Origin of the sequence: Dactylosporangium sp. CA-152071, from assembly GCF_050936335.1 — a bacterium.
GTDB classification, from domain to species: Bacteria; Actinomycetota; Actinomycetes; order Mycobacteriales; family Micromonosporaceae; genus Dactylosporangium; species Dactylosporangium maewongense.
In genome coordinates, this window is record NZ_JBNJMZ010000001.1 from 5,853,025 (window position 1) to 5,867,984 (window position 14,960).

A 14,960-nucleotide genomic window follows, 5' to 3' on the forward strand; every position below is an offset into this window, starting at 1 on the left:
CCGGTCGATTTTGACCTGGCGTTTCGCCTACGAGAGATCGAACTCCCCGTCCTTGGTCCCGCCGACGAAGGCCACCCACTCCTCGGGGGTGAACAGCAGCACCGGTCCGGCCTTGTCCTTCGAGTCGCGCAACGCGACAGCCCCGCCGACGAACGCGACCTCGACGCAGTTGTCCGAGTACGGACCGCTGCGAGTGCTCTTGCGCCAGCGGGCACCCTCAAGATTCACGCTGAAGCCCTTGGCCTCAATGTTCACTACGACTCCTTTGCCAGCTTCACGATCATCGATACTGACTCGTCCGGACGGAGTGCGTTGGCGCGCAAGTAGTCAAAGATGAATCCGTAGCGCTGCAGTTCGTCGTCCTTCTCGAGAAAGAGACCGCCGGCCGCGTTCGAGGCGAACACGAAGTTTTGCCCTGCGGACTCGTCGTACAGCAACATCGTGAATGTCCCGTCCATCCCGGCATGAGCACCGGCGGAGAAGGGCAGGATCTGGAGGGTCACGTTCGGCCATCCCGCTGCCGTGCCCAGGTGCTCGAGCTGACGGCGCATGACCGCTCTTCCGCCGACCGGGCGGCGCAGCACTGCCTCGTCCAGCACCACCCAGAGATCTATCGGGTCATCCTGGGTGACCAACGATTGGCGGCTCATCCGGACACGCACACGTTTCTCGACCTCCGTGACACTGATGTCCGGACGGGCCGCGTGGATCATGGCCTGCGCGTATTCCTCGGTCTGCAGCAGTCCGGGGACGACGAGCGCCTCATATGAACGAATGTGATCGGCGGCCGCTTCGAGGCCTACGTAGGCCCCGGTGAGCACGTCACCGTAGAGCTGCCACCAACCCTTCTGGCGTGCCTCCCTGGCGAATTTCAGCAACTGCTCGGCGTATTGTGGCTCGACACCGTAGATGTCCAGCATGTCCCTTACGTCGCGCGGGGTGACGCCGGTCTGTCCCGTTTCGATCCGCGAGATCTTGGATCCGGAACATTCCAGTCGCTCGGCGACATGATCGATGGTGACGTGTGCCGCCTCGCGAAGGCGGCGCAACTCCATACCGAGCTGTCTGCGTCGCAGCGTCGGGCTGCCTCGTCGACTTGCCACGCTTGCACCTCCGCGCCGGCCCACGGAATTTCCGATACGTATAGATCAGCGCAACCTGACGAAGGTCCGCAACCCGGATCGGCACGACATTCTCGCCACCTCCCGGGGGTCCCGCCACTCGGGAGCGACGCTCTCATGCGTGAGATGGAAATTTCTCACTGCAAGTTGCATTGATCACCGACCTCGGGCAATCTGTGGGTGTGGCGGTGGTCACGGTCTGTTCATCTTCGCGTCAACGAGACTCAAGGACGACCGGGACACCACTGCGGACGCAGCGACAAACGATCGAGCCGATCGGCGGTTACGGGGGCCCGTGACCGATCTTCCCCCTGCCGGCAGATGACGGGAGTCTTACCTGTGTTACCGAAGACCGGTGACGTGCTGCGTGTGACCAAGGCCGCGAGCGTGCAGTTCGTGCAGCCGATGCTGTTCCGGGTGATCCGGGTGCACGACTGGCAGACCTATGACGGGTGGGCGTGGCTGGACGGCTACCAGCTCAACGCCACCGGCGACGCCGTCGAGCGCCGATCCATCTTCGTGCAGCTCCAGGGCCTTCGGCCCGGCTTCGTCACCCGCACCGCCCGGACCGGCAGCCGGGTGCCCGTCTCCGCATCCGCATAGGGCCGACGTCGGTGCAGGAGCCGGCGATCGCGAAGCGCTGGCGCCTAACTGGGTACCGCTGACGGGGACCTGCTCGACGGCGCCTTCGTCGGCTCGGTCGCCACGAAAAGGGTGATGGTCTCACCCGGCGCGACGATCTCGCCCGCGCCCGGGTCCGTCCCCGCGACCTCGCCGGGCTGCACGGAGTCGTCGGCGCGACGGACGACCTTCACCTCGAGCCCGAGCTGCTGCAGCTTGATCGTCGCCTGGGCCAGGGTGTTGCCCGTCAGCGGCGGGATCGTGACGCTGGTCGGCGCGGCCGCGGTGGTCGCCGTGGGCGCCTCCGAGGTCGGGGCGGCGGTCGTCGGCTGCGGTGTCGGCGACGGTACGACGCTGCTGCCGGCCACCATCGGCACCGGCAGCTGGTCGGACGGTGCGTTGTCGCCGTCCGCGGTGGCCTGATAGATGAGGTACAGGCCGAAGCTCAGCGCGCCGACGAGGACCAGCGCGACGACGCCGATGATCACCGGGGTGAACCAGGAGCGTCCCTGGTACGGATCCTCCTCCTCGATCCACTCCTCCGGCGCGGCGGCCGGGCGGAGCGACGGGTCACCCGGCTGGGGGACGTTGGCGCGGGCGGACCACCGCGGCGGCTCGTCGCTGCCGAGCGGACCGCCGATCCTGGTGGCGCCGCTGTCGTCGGGGCGCAGCGGCGACGTGCCGCCACCGATCCTGGTCGCGTCCGGATCCGTGGGCCTGCTGCTCGGCGGGCCGATCCGGGTCGCGTCCGGGTCCTGGCCACCCGGACCGATCCGGGTCGCGTCGGGGTCTTCCGCTCGTGGCGGCGTCGGTCCCCCGTCCGACGGCGGCAATCGATCGAACGGGGCGGTGGCGTCCGGCTCGTCTGACATAGGTTCCAGTTCACCACCTTGTCCGACATATCGCCTGCCAGTGGACAGGTTGCCCACCTCAGGCCCACCCTCCGCGACCGCCGTCTGCACGGCCTGACGTTCCGCTGACATCGACTCGCCCGGGTGGACGGCTGGGCGTACGCTGCGCGGCATGGCGGCACGAAGCTGGGCAACCTCAATATTCACCGCGATCGGTGTCGCGGCGGGCGCGGGTGCCGCGCAGCTCGGTCTTGGCTATGGCCTGGGCATCATCTCCTGGCAGCCGGCGGGCAACAGCGCGACCATCTGGGTCAGCAGCCTGGCCTGGGTGGCCTGGCTCGCGGCGTCCTCGACGGTCATCGGCGCCCTGTGCGCGGACCGGCTCAGCCCCGCCGACACCCCGGTCGCGGGCAACGCCTCGACCCCCGGGGCACACGCACTGACCGCCGCCTGGCGGATCGTGATCGCGCTGTCCGCGGCGGTCGGCGCCCTCATCGTCGTGCCGCTGGTCGCCGTGCCGTCGCGCACGCCCCGCCCCGACAACGTCGCGCCCTACTTCACCGCCGGCGGCTATGCGATCGCCGGCATCATCGTCGGCCTGCTGATCGCGGTCGGCGCCCTGGCCGCCCGCGCGATCGCATCCAACGTCATCGCCTCCTCGGCCTGGCTGTGGGTCCTCGCGGTCGTCGCGGTCGTCGACGTGGTCCGCGCCGACGGCAACCTCGCCACCGCCGCCCAGCTCGGCACCTGGCAGTTCACCGACGCCACCTGGATCCGCAACATGGTGAACCTGCCCGGGGCGCTCCTCATGCTCGCCATAGCGCTGGTCATCGGTGCCCTCGCCGCCTGGCCCGCCAGCCGCCGCGGCGACAACCGCGTCGGCGTCGCGGTCTCCGGCGCGGCCGGCCCGCTCCTGGTCGCCCTCGCCTACTTCCTGGCCGCTCCCGCCGTCGGCGAGCGCGACCCGCAGCTGTCGGCGTTCGTCATCGCCCCGTATGCGGTCCTCGCCGGCCTCGCGGGCTCCGTCATCGTCTCCGCCATCGGCCCCCGCGGCTCCCGCGCCCAGGCCCGCGCCGCCCGCCAGGCCGCCGCCGCGGAGCGCGAGGCCCGGGCCGCCTCCGACATCTCCGACTGGACCCAGGCCCTGGCTGACGCCGACGCCGCGGAGGCCCGCCGCCGCACCGAGCGGGGCGAGCCGCAGGACGCCGACGACCCCTGGACCGCCGCCCCTGACCGCACCCCCGAGCCGGTCACGATCGGCGCGGGCGGCAAGTCCCCGGCCGCCGCTCCCAAGCCCCCGACCCCGACGTCCACCGGCAAGGCGGCCGTCACCAAGGCCACGGCCGCCAAGGCCGCCGACCTGGACTCGGCCAAGGACCTCGAGTCCGACGCCTACGCCCCGTCCCGCGCCTACGGCGGCGAGTCCTCGGGCCGCACCTACGCCTCCGAGTCCGCCAACCGCGCGTACGCCGAGGACACCGTCTCCGACGACACCGACCCCGCACCCAAGAAGCCGGCCCCGGCCCGTGGCTCCGTCGAGCCCCTGTGGCCCACCGACACCGCCCCGGCGACCCCGGAGCCGCCCAAACCCGCCCCGGGCCGCACCCGAGGCCGCGGCCGCGGCAAGTCCGCCGAGTAACCCCGACGGTCCGGCCACGCCCACCACACGACCAGAGCAGCGGGAAGCTCAACACCCGAGGCGGTCCGCACACCGGACGATCGCCGTGCCTGGTCACGCATGATGCGGACGGCGCCAACCGTCCAACGACCCGAAAGGCAGGACGAGGCCGCTCCCCCAACGGCAGGGCGGAGAGGTGCGGATCGGCGGGTGGGTCAGATGGGCCAGGTGTGGACGGGTTCGTTGGCGTGCAGGCCGACGCTGTACCGCTGGAGCATGGCGCGGAGGGCGGCAGGGCGATCGAGGTGGTGTCTGGACTGGAGATCGTTGACGGTCTCGGTCTGCCAGGCGGCGCCGTTGCGGCCGGTGCGGCAGCGGCCCTCGATGACGCCGAGCAGGCGGTCGCGGGTGGCCGGGCGGACGCCGAAGCGGTCCAGGCCCGCCGAGGCCAGCGGCAGCAGCTCGTCCAGGACCAGCTCGGCGACCTGCACCTCGCCGCGGTCGGGCCACCAGAGGCGGGCGTCGAGGCCCTCGCGGGCGGCGGTGTGGAAGTTCTCCTCGGCGGCGGAGAACGTCATCTGCGTCCAGATCGGACGGTCCTGCTGGACGAGCTCGCCGACCAGGCCGAAGTAGAACGCGGCGTTGGCGACCTGGTCGACGACGGTGGGGCCGGCGGGCAGGACGCGGTTCTCGACGCGCAGGTGCGGGCGGCCGTTCATGATGTCGTACACCGGCCGGTTCCAGCGGTAGATCGTGCCGTTGTGCAGGCGCAGCTCGCCCAGGTTGGGCACGCCGCCGGCCTCGATGACGGCGACGGGGTCCTCGTCGTCGGTGATGGGCAGCAGCGGCGGGAAGTAGCGGACGTTCTCCTCGAAGAGGTCGAAGATCGACGTGATCCAGCGCTCGCCGAACCAGACCCGCGGCCGGACGCCCTGGGCCTTCAGCTCTTCCGGGCGGGTGTCGGTGGCCTGCTCGAACAGCGCGATGCGGGTCTCCGCCCAGAGGCGCTTGCCGAAGAGGTACGGCGAGTTGGCCCCGACCGCGACCTGGATCCCGGCGATCGCCTGGGACGCGTTCCAGTGCATGGCGAAGTCTTCGGGGGCGACCTGCAGGTGAAACTGGACGCTGGTGCACGCGGACTCGGCGGCGATCGAGTCGGACTCCGCCTCGAGCCGCTCCTGCCCGCGGATGTCCAGGGCGATGTCCTCGCCGCGCGCGTTGATGATCTGCTCGTTGAGCAGCTGGTAGCGCGGGTTGTTGGACAGGTTGGCCAGCACCGTGTGCTCTGGGCGCAGCGTCGGGAGGATCCCGATGAGCACCAGCTGGGCGTCCGACTTGCGGGCGCGCTCGTCGGCGTGGACGAGGCTGGCGAGGACCTCCCGCTCGTACACATCGAGGCCGTCGCCCTCGATGACCCTGGGCGCCACGTTGATCTCGAGGTTGAACTGCCCGAGCTCGGTCTGAAACGACGGGTCCGCCAGGTCGGCGAGCACCTCGGCGTTGCGCATCGCGGGCTGCGCCTCGGGATCGATGAGGTTGAGCTCGATCTCGAGCCCCGTCATCGGCCGGTCTGAATCGAACCGGAAGTCGTTGAGCATCAGCGCGAAGACGTCTAGACATCGGCGGACTTTATACCGATATCGGGCACGATCCTCCCGTGTGAACGCACCCCGTATGACGTCTTGCCCCATTCCGTTCCCCAACTCCCCGGCCGACCCCGTGGACCCTCCACGTTAGGAGTGGTCTGGATGTACCGCTAGGGACAAAACGGGCGCAACCTCAGCCTACGGTGATCGAAACCTTGCGGAGGGTGGGAGATTTCGCCCACCCTCTGCAGCATGGTCAAACTCCGGCTTAAGGAGCAAAGAGCTGTAATTCAGGCTCAGCCCTGGCGCACGCCCTCGGCACCGATCTCAATCTTGACCTTCTTGCCGACGAGGACGCCGCCGGTCTCCAGCGCCTGGTTCCAGGTGATGCCGAAGTCCTCGCGGTCGATCTCGGTGGTCGCGCTGAACCCGATGACCTCCTGGCCCCACGGGCTCTTCGCGTGGCCCTCGAACTCGACGTCGAGCTCGACCTGGCGCGTGACGTCGCGGATCGTCAGGTCGCCGACCAGCTTGAACTCGCCGCCGGAGAAGCCGGTCACGCGGGTGCTCTTGAAGGTCAGCGCCGGCCACTTCTCGACGTCGAGGAAGTCGGCGCTGCGAAGGTGACCGTCCCGGTCGGCCACGCCGGTGTCGATGCTGGCGGCGTCGATCTCGACCTCGACGTGCGACTCCAGCGGGTCCTCGGCGATGACGATGGTGCCCGTCGCCTTGGTGAAGCCGCCGCGGACCTTGCTCACCATGAGGTGCTTGGCGACGAAGCTGACCCGCGTGTGCGCCGGGTCGATGTCGAACTTGCCCGGCGTCGGGATCGTGACGCCGTTGTACTCGCGGGTGCCGACCGGTGCGGTCATGATGCCCTCCAGATGAGCTGTGGTGGAGAAGTTTGCTGAAGCAAATATACTCACGGCAGAGTCTCGCTTGTCAAGCTCTTCTGATAGACTGCCACTGTGACCGACGAGATGCTTGAAGATCCGCGAATCACTGCCATGGGCCTGTTCGTCGAGGCCTTCACCGGTGTGACCGCGCGTCTCAACGTCCAGCTGGCCGAGCACGGCCTCGGCAACGTCGACTTCGAGGTGCTGGTCAGGCTCGCCCGGTCGCCGGGCGGCGAGCTGCGGATGACCGACCTCGCGGCGCAGACCGGCCTGTCGACCAGCGGCGTGACCCGGGTCGTCGACCGCCTGGAGCGCGACGGCCTGGCGACCCGCCGCGCCTGCCCGACCGACCGGCGCGGCTCGTTCACCGTCGTGACGCCCGCCGGCGTGGCCAAGATGCACGAGGTCCTGCCGGACCACCTCGCGCTGATCGACGAGTGGTTCACCGGCCGGCTGTCGCCTGAGCACCTGGAGACGCTGCTCAGCGGTCTCCGCACGATCCGTGACGCCGTCCGCCCCGGCGCCACCTCCGGCGTCGCGGACCAGAGCCGCACGACCGAAACACACCGCGCCGCGTAAAAGCCGCCCGGCACGACCGAAGCACACCGCGCCGCGTAGAAACCGCCCGGCGCGACGAAGCACACCGCACCGCGTGAACCGGCACGCCGAGACACCAGCCGGGCGACCGGACACCGCGCCGCGTGAACGGAAAGAAAGCGACCGGCAGGATCACCGGCAGCTTCCGCCGACCCGAGGTCGTGAAACCCCCGCAAAGCCGCATTCCGGGCCATCGACTTCGTTAGTGTCCGCCCGGGGAAGAAACACCCCAGGGGGACCGGCACGGACGAAGCAGGTGGGAAGGCAACACGCGCCCGGGGGGTCTTCGTCCGTGCCCTACTGCTCGGGCGACTCCAGCAGCGCCCGCTCCCGCGGCAGCAGCGCCAGCCCACCCCGTGCGCGGATCCCGGCCAGCTCGCCCAGCACCCGCTCCCGGTCGTCCGGCGCGGCGCAGGCGGCCAGTGCGACGAGCGCCTCCAGCACATCGCGGATGTCATCGCGACCGGCGAGCAGGTTCGCCGCGGATTCGAACGCGACCGCCGCCGCCGGCCGGTCTCCCCGCGCCAGCGCGAGATAGCCCCCGATCATCGCCGTGAACCCGGCGCTCCCGGGCAGCTCGGCCAGCTCGACGAGGACATCCGCCGCCTCCTGCGGGCGCCCCGACTCGGCGAGCGCCTGCCCGAGCGTGCCGAGCGCCCGGACGTGGTGGGTGGGGTCGCCGACCTCCGCGGACGCGAACGCCGCCCGGCGGGCCAGGTCGACGGCCTCGTCGAAGCGGCGGTCCAGGCGCGCGACCTCCGCCAGGTTGGCCTGGGTGAGGGCCTGGACGCGGGCGTCACCGGCCTCGGCGGCGCGCCGCCCGGCGCCGGCCAGCCGGCGGGCCGCGGTGGCCAGGTCACCGGTGCGGATGTCGTGCCACGCCAGGTTGTTCTGCGAGACGGCGATCTCGCGGATCCGGCCGGTCCGGATCGCCAGCCCGAGCATCGCCTCGGCGTGCCGGCGGGACTCGTCGGCGCCGCCGACCGCCTGCCAGACCCCGGAGAGGACCCCGCGGGCGGCGAACTCCCCCGCCGCGTCCCCGTGCGCGACGAGCACCTCGAGCGCCGCCTCGGTCGGCCAGAGCTCGGCAAAGCCCCGCCCGTGCGCCATCGCGAGCATCCCCGCCGCGACCTGCGCTGTCGCCCGGATCAGCGGGTCGCAGCCGGCGGTGCGCGGGTCGTCGAGCAGCCGCCGCAGCAGCCTGTGCGCCTCGACGTCCCGGCCCCGCAGCCGGCACCAGCGCGGGATCGCCCCGGCGAGGCGCAGCGCGATCACGGGTTCGCGGACGGCGGCGTACCGCAGCGCCGTCCGGATGTCGCTGTTGAGGTAGTCCAGGCGCGACACGGCGGCACCGCTGGCCGGCCCGACGAGGTCGGCCGCCAGCCGGACGGCGAGGCGGGTGATGACCTCGGCGTGCCGGATGCGCAGGGCGCGCAGTTCGAGGTGCTCGACGCAGCGCTCGGTGGCGAAGTCGCGGACCACGTCGAGGAGGCGGAAGCGCAGGTCGCCGGGGCCGCGGACGCTGACGAGGCCGAGCCCGACGAGCCGGTCGAGCACCGCCTCGGCGTTGAACCCGAGCAGCGCCTCGGCCAGCTCCAGCGACCACCGTCCCCGAAACATCGCCAGCCGGCGCAGCGCGGCCTGCTCCGGCTCGTCCAGCAGGTGGTAGCTCGCGGCGACGGCGTCGCGGAGCCGCTGCCCGGCAGGGTCGGTGGCGGCGAGGTCGAGGACGCGGTTGCCGTAGCGGGACAGCAGCTCCGGCAGCTCGAGGACCCGTCCGCGGGCGGCGGCGAGCTCGATCGCGAGCGGCAGCCCGTCGAGGCGCCGGACCAGCTCGGCGACCGCCGGGATCTCCGCGTCGGGCACCGGCTCGCGCCGCACCTGCCGGAGCCGGTCGAGGAACAGCGCGACCGCCGGCACGCGACGCGCGTCGGCCGCGGAGCCCGGCGCGGACGGCGGCAGCTCCAGCGGCTCGACCTGCCAGTCGACGGCGCCGGGGACCGCGCCCGCGAGCGGGCGCCGGCTGGTCGCGAGGATCTTCACCGACGGCACCCGGGCCCGCAGCCAGCCGATCGCCTTGACCGCGCTGCGGTGCGAGCGGTCGATCCCGTCGAGGACCAGCAGCGCCGGCCGGTCGGGCAGCTCCTCGGCGCGGGCGACCCCGAAGACGGCGGCGACCGCGGCGAACACGTCGGTCGGCTGGGACACGTCGGTGATCGTCACGGAGACCGCGGTGCCGCTGGTCGCGTGCGCGACGGCGTGGGCGAGCCCGGTCTTGCCGACGCCCGCGAGGCCGACGAGCGCGACCAGGTCGGCGTGCGCCAGCAGGTCGAGCAGCTCGGCGACGTCGGCGTCGCGGCCGATCAGCGCCGGCGCGGTCGGCAGCGGCAGGGTCGCCGGGGCGGCGGTGACGGTGCCGGTGAGGAAGTCCTCGCGGTCGGTGCCGACGAGGTCGAGGGCGTCGGCGAGCAGCGCGAGGGTGCCCCGCTGCGGCCGCGCGACCCTGCCCCGCTCCAGCTCACGCAGCGTGCGCACGCCGAGGCCGGCCCGTGTGGCCAGCTCCTCCTGGGTCAGTCCCCGGGCCAGGCGGCGGGTCCGCAACGCGGCGGCGAACCCTGCCCCGGCGCCCCGCGGATCATGATCCGCAACTGGAGACATGTTGTGGAAGGGTACTTATCGGAGCCGTCTGGAAGTAGCCAGGCGTCGGAACTACGACGGTTATCGATGCGTTACCTGCCGGTGGCGCGGTTGTTGCCAAGGGCGGGCACCTCGACGGTCTCATCCTCCGCGACCGGCTTTCCGGCCGCCGCCGGCCTGCGCCTGCCCAGCTGCTTGAGGAAGGTCGGCGCCCACCAGTTCCAGCTGTCGAGCATCGTCATGAGGGCCGGCAGCAGCAGCCCCCGCACCACCGTGACGTCGATGACCACGGCGACCGTCATGCCGACGCCGATCTCCTTCACCGCGACCAGCCCGCCGACCGCGAAGCCGAGGAACACGATGACGATGCAGATCGCGGCCGCCGTCACGACCGGGCCGGACTTCGTGATGCCGCGCAGGACCGCCCGGTTGGTGTCGGGGCGCCGGTCGTACTCCTCCTTGATCCGCGCCAGGAGGAAGACCTCGTAGTCCATCGACAGGCCGAAGATGAACACGAACAGCAGCACCGGCGTCGTCAGGTCGATGCCGCCCCAGGAGTCGAAGAAGAGCGGGATCTGCCCCCAGCCCCACTGGAACACCACGACCAGGACGCCGAGCGTGGCGATCAGGGTCAGCAGGTTCATCAGGACGGCCTTGAGCGGGATGACGACCGAGCCGGTGAGCATGAACAGCACCGCGACGGTCACGATCAGCACGATGAGCGCCGCGATCGGCAGCCGGCGGGCGAGGGAGTCCTGGTAGTCGACGACCTCGGCGCTCGGGCCGGTGACCCACTTCGGAAACGGCGTGGGCATGGCCCGCACCTTGCGCACCAGGTCGAGGCCCTCCTGCCCGCCGACCTCGCCCTTCGGGGTCAGGTCGAGGACCGTCCAGCCCTTGGGCACGTCGGGGCGCACCTCCTGGCGGAACACCTGGCCGGAGAGGTCCTTGCTGACCTGGTTCATGAACATGCGGACGTCGGCGCGCTCGGGACCGGCCTCCAGCAGCACGACCACGTCTTCCGGGTGCTCGTCGTTGAACTTCTTCTGCAGCGCGTCGTACGCCTGCCGCGCCTCGTTGCTGTGCGGCAGTGCCCGCGCGTCGGAGTTGGCGAAGTTCGCCCCGAGCAGCGGCGCCGCCAGCACCAGCAGGCCCACGGTCACGCCGACCGCGACCGCCGACGGCGACTGCTGCGCCTTGGTGGCCAGCTTCGCGAGCAGGTCGGTCTTGAAGGTGAACCGGCCCTCGCCGGTCGCCGGGATCCTGTCCTTCGCGAGCGAGAGCAGCGCCGGCACCAGCGTCAGCGCCGCGACCGTCGCCAGCACGACGACGGCGGCCCCGCCGAGCGCGACCGCGGCGAGCAGCGGCTCGGCGAACACGGTCAGCCCCGCGAGGGTCGCCGCGACCGCGACGCCGGAGATCGCGACCGCCCGGCCGGACCGCGCGACCGCCTCGACGAGCGCCTCGGCCGGCTCGTGCGTGAGCCGCTCCTCCCGGAACCGGGCGACGATGAGCAGCGAGTAGTCGACGGCGAGCCCGATCCCGAGCAGCGTCACGACGTTCAGGGAGTATTCGCTCACCTTCGTCGCGAAGCTGAGCACCAACAGCAGCAGCAGCGACCCCGTGACCCCGACGACCGCGACCGCGAGCGGCAGCCCGGCGGCGACCACCCCGCCGAAGATCAGCACCAGCACGACGAGCAGCGCGACCAGCGCGATGCTCTCCCCGATCGCGAGGTCCCGCACCGACTGCTCGCCGAACGCCCGCTCCGCGATCTTCGTCCCGCCGACCGTCACCTTCGGCGCCTCGATCAGCTTCAGGCGCGCCTTGACCTTGTCCTCGAGCTTCTCGCGGGCGGCCTCACCGAGCTTCGGGTCGAGCTCGACCCGCACCGTCGAGCTCATGTTGTCGGCGCCGATCTGCCCGCCGGGGCCGTTGTAGAGGTCGTTGACCTCCTTCACCCCGGCCATCGCCTTGATCTCCTGGCTGGCCTTGGTGACGCTCGCGTTGAGCCCCGGGTCGTAGACGTCCTTGCCCTCGATGACGGCGATGACCATCGACCCTTCGGGCGCCAGCTCGTCGATGCGCTGCTGCGCGATCGCCGACTCGCTGTCGGCCCGGTTGGTGGTCGTGGTGGCGAGCCGGTCGAACAGCGCGCCACCGAAGACGGCACCGGCCACGGTCACAGCCAGCCACACCCCGATGACAGGCCACCGGTAGCGGTCCATGAGCGTGCCCAGTTTCGCGAACATCGCAGTATGCAAGCACGGCAGTGGAGCGCGGCGAAATCCTCCGTCTTGTTAGAGACCCAACGACCGCGAGATGATCATCCGCTGTACCTCCGACGTGCCCTCACCGATCTCCAGGATTTTCGCGTCGCGCCACATGCGGGCCACCGGCGTCTCGTTCATGAAGCCGTAGCCGCCGTGCACCTGGGTCGCCTCGCGGGCGTTGGTGACCGCGGCGTCGCTGGCCTGCAGCTTCGCGATGGCGGCCTGGCGCTTGAACTCCCGGCCGTTCACCAGCCGGGACGCCGCGTCGTAGTAGGCCAGCCGGGCGGTGTGCGCGCGGGCCTCCATGTCGGCGAGCTTGAACTGGATCGCCTGGTACTCACCGATCGCCTTGCCGAACGCCCGGCGCTGCTTGGCGTAGGCCACCGACTCGTCGACGCAGCCCTGGGCGAGCCCGACGCCGAGCGCCGCGAACGCGACCCGCCCCTCGTCGAGGATCTGCAGGAACTGCGCATACCCGCGGCCACGCTGCCCGAGCAGGTTGGCGGCCGGCACCCGGCAGTCGGAGAAGCTCAGCTCGTGCGTGTCGGAGGCGCACCAGCCGACCTTGGAGTAGCCGGGCTGGACCGTGAAGCCGGGCGTGCCGCTCGGCACGATGATCGAGGAGAGCTCCTTGGAGCCGTCCGGGTTGACCCCGGTGACGGCCGTGACGGTGACCAGGGCGGTGATGTCGGTGCCGGAGTTGGTGATGAAGGCCTTGGAGCCGTTGATCACCCATTCGCCGGTGGCCTCGTCCAGCACCGCGCGGGTCTGGGTGCCGCCCGCGTCGGAGCCGGCGCCCGGCTCGGTGAGGCCGAAGGCGGCCAGCGCCTCGCCGGTGACGAGCCGCGGCAGCCACTGGGCCCGCTGCTCGTCGGTGCCGAAGCGGTAGATCGGCATGGCACCGAGGGAGATGCCGGCCTCCAGGGTGACCGCGACGGAGGAGTCGACGCGCGCCAGCTCCTCCAGGGCGACGCAGAGGGCGAAGTAGTCGCCGCCCATGCCGCCGTGCTGCTCCGGGAAGGGCAGGCCGAAGAGGCCCATCTTGCCCATCTGGCGCACGATGTCGTACGGGAACGCGTGCCGCTCGTAGTAGTCGCCGATGACCGGTGCCACGACGTCGTTGGCGAACTCGCGAACGCTCTGACGGAGGGCCTCGAGCTCCTCGCCGAGGGTGAAGTCGACCATGACGGGTACCTCTCAGACGGGCGTGACGCCGTGACGGCGGCGCGAGAATTGACGGTCTTTCCCGGTGGCGGCGGCGAACCGGCGGGCCACCTCGTCGCGCAGCGCGCCCGGCTCGACGACCGTGTCGACGACCAGCTCGCTGGCCAGGCGCATGATGTCGATGTCGCGCTCGTACTCGGCCCGGGCCGAGGCGACGAACGCGGCGCGCGCCTCGTCGTCGGGCAGCGCGGCGATCTTGTTGGCGTAGACCGCGTTGACGGCCGCCTCCGCCCCCATCACGGCGATCTTGGCGGTGGGCAGGGCGATGGTGGCGTCGGGCTCGAACCCCGGGCCGGCCATGGCGTAGAGGCCGGCGCCATACGCCTTGCGGACCACGACGCAGAGCTTGGGCACGGTCGCCTCGGAGATCGCGGTGATCATCTTGGCGCCGTGCCGGATGATGCCCTGCTTCTCCACGGCCGAGCCGACCATGAAGCCGGGCACGTCGGCGAGGAAGAGCAGCGGCACGTTGAACGCGTCGCAGAGCTGCACGAACCGGGTCGCCTTGTCGGCGGAGTCGACGAAGAGCACGCCGCCCTTGAACATCGAGTTGTTGGCGACGACGCCGACGGGCCGGCCGTCGATGCGGGCGAAGCCGACGGTGAGCTCCCGCGCCCACAGCGCCTGGATCTCGAAGAACGAGCCCTCGTCGACGAGACCGCGCACGAACTTGCGCATGTCGAAGGCCTGCCGCTCGCTGACGGGGATCTCCGGCAGGCCGGTGGCGGCAGCCGCCGCGGCGACCGGCGCGGGCTGCGTCCAGTTGGACGGCAGGTAGGACAGGTAGCGACGGACCGTCTCGATCGCCTCGGCCTCGGTCTTGCACAGGAAGTGCCCGACGCCGGACTCCGTGCAGTGCACCCGCGCGCCGCCCATCGCCTCGAGGGTGGTCTTCTCGCCGGTGACCATCTCGACCATCCGGTCGGAGCCCAGGTACATCGACGCGTTGCCCTCGACCATCGCGACGACGTCGCAGAAGGCGGGGATGTAGGCGCCGCCGGCGGCCGACGGGCCGAACAGGGCACAGGCCTGCGGGATGCTGCCGCTGGCGCGGACCTGCGTGTGGAAGATGCGCCCGGCGCCCCGCCGGCCGGGGAAGAGCTCGACCTGGTCGGTGATGCGGGCGCCGGCGGAGTCCACCAGGTACACCATGGGGACGCCGGTGTCGTAGGCCTTCTCGATGATCCGGATGATCTTCTCGACGGTGCGGGCGCCCCAGGAGCCGGCCTTGACCGTGGAGTCGTTGGCCATCAGGCAGACCGGGCGGCCGTCGACGGTCGCGGTGCCGGTGATGACGCCATCGGCCGGCAGGCCTTCGGCCAGCACGTTGGCGAACATCCCGTCCTCGACGAAGGTTCCTTCGTCGACGAGCAGGGCAATCCGCTCACGGGCGAAGAGCTTGCCCCGGGCAGCGTTGGCCGCGTGGTACTTCTCGGCACCGCCGGCCTCGACACGCTTCCGAAGCTCCTCCAACATGGCGCGACCTCCGCGTCAGCAACCTGAACGATCGTTATGCCTAACGATCGTTCAGGTTAG

The 14,960-nt window shown here is 71.1% G+C and carries 12 protein-coding genes; 3 read left to right on the top strand and 9 right to left on the bottom strand.

Annotated features, from left to right (window positions below; translation table 11 throughout):
* Positions 1-27: 27 nt before the first annotated feature.
* The gene (locus ACQEVZ_RS26225; protein WP_344508415.1) at positions 28-255 is read right to left on the bottom strand and encodes a DUF397 domain-containing protein; all 228 of its coding nucleotides are present in this window, start codon (positions 253-255) and stop codon (positions 28-30) included.
* Entirely contained in the window at positions 255-1,055 is an 801-nt protein-coding gene (locus tag ACQEVZ_RS26230; protein WP_425552361.1) for a helix-turn-helix domain-containing protein, read from the bottom strand. The genes ACQEVZ_RS26225 and ACQEVZ_RS26230 overlap by 1 nt, the downstream gene beginning before the upstream one ends.
* A gap of 405 nt (positions 1,056-1,460) precedes the next feature.
* Between ACQEVZ_RS26230 and ACQEVZ_RS26235 the strand changes: the two genes are divergently transcribed.
* Positions 1,461-1,724: a hypothetical protein gene (locus ACQEVZ_RS26235; protein ID WP_433371076.1), complete on the top strand. Its 264-nt coding sequence runs from the start codon at positions 1,461-1,463 to the stop codon at positions 1,722-1,724.
* A 44-nt stretch (positions 1,725-1,768) separates the two neighbouring features.
* Here the strand turns inward: ACQEVZ_RS26235 and ACQEVZ_RS26240 are convergent, their stop codons facing one another.
* On the bottom strand, positions 1,769-2,614 hold the full coding sequence (locus ACQEVZ_RS26240) for a PASTA domain-containing protein (RefSeq protein ID WP_433371079.1): 846 nt from the start codon (positions 2,612-2,614) through the stop codon (positions 1,769-1,771).
* A 151-nt stretch (positions 2,615-2,765) separates the two neighbouring features.
* Between ACQEVZ_RS26240 and ACQEVZ_RS26245 the strand changes: the two genes are divergently transcribed.
* Positions 2,766-4,232 carry a hypothetical protein gene (locus ACQEVZ_RS26245; RefSeq protein WP_433371081.1) on the top strand — a complete coding sequence of 489 codons (1,467 nt, stop codon included), beginning with the start codon at positions 2,766-2,768 and terminating at the stop codon, positions 4,230-4,232.
* Positions 4,233-4,426: 194 nt separating this feature from the next.
* On the opposite strand, the gene ACQEVZ_RS26250 is transcribed toward ACQEVZ_RS26245, so the two are convergent.
* Entirely contained in the window at positions 4,427-5,902 is a 1,476-nt protein-coding gene (locus ACQEVZ_RS26250; protein ID WP_344508425.1) for a glutamate--cysteine ligase, read from the bottom strand.
* A gap of 191 nt (positions 5,903-6,093) precedes the next feature.
* Positions 6,094-6,669 carry a YceI family protein gene (locus tag ACQEVZ_RS26255; RefSeq protein WP_344508427.1) on the bottom strand — a complete coding sequence of 192 codons (576 nt, stop codon included), beginning with the start codon at positions 6,667-6,669 and terminating at the stop codon, positions 6,094-6,096.
* A gap of 96 nt (positions 6,670-6,765) precedes the next feature.
* On the opposite strand from ACQEVZ_RS26255, the gene ACQEVZ_RS26260 reads away from it, so the two are divergent.
* Positions 6,766-7,272: a MarR family winged helix-turn-helix transcriptional regulator gene (locus ACQEVZ_RS26260; protein ID WP_433371086.1), complete on the top strand. Its 507-nt coding sequence runs from the start codon at positions 6,766-6,768 to the stop codon at positions 7,270-7,272.
* Positions 7,273-7,587: 315 nt separating this feature from the next.
* On the opposite strand, the gene ACQEVZ_RS26265 is transcribed toward ACQEVZ_RS26260, so the two are convergent.
* From ACQEVZ_RS26265 to ACQEVZ_RS26280, 4 genes are all read right to left on the bottom strand, one after another.
* On the bottom strand, positions 7,588-9,948 hold the full coding sequence (locus tag ACQEVZ_RS26265; protein ID WP_433371089.1) for an ATP-binding protein: 2,361 nt from the start codon (positions 9,946-9,948) through the stop codon (positions 7,588-7,590).
* A 71-nt stretch (positions 9,949-10,019) separates the two neighbouring features.
* Complete coding sequence (locus tag ACQEVZ_RS26270; RefSeq protein WP_433371091.1) at positions 10,020-12,179, bottom strand: MMPL family transporter; 2,160 nt, start codon at positions 12,177-12,179, stop codon at positions 10,020-10,022.
* A 48-nt stretch (positions 12,180-12,227) separates the two neighbouring features.
* Positions 12,228-13,385: an acyl-CoA dehydrogenase family protein gene (locus ACQEVZ_RS26275; protein ID WP_344508433.1), complete on the bottom strand. Its 1,158-nt coding sequence runs from the start codon at positions 13,383-13,385 to the stop codon at positions 12,228-12,230.
* 12 nt (positions 13,386-13,397) lie between these two features.
* On the bottom strand, positions 13,398-14,900 hold the full coding sequence (locus ACQEVZ_RS26280) for an acyl-CoA carboxylase subunit beta (protein ID WP_433371095.1): 1,503 nt from the start codon (positions 14,898-14,900) through the stop codon (positions 13,398-13,400).
* Positions 14,901-14,960: the final 60 nt, after the last annotated feature.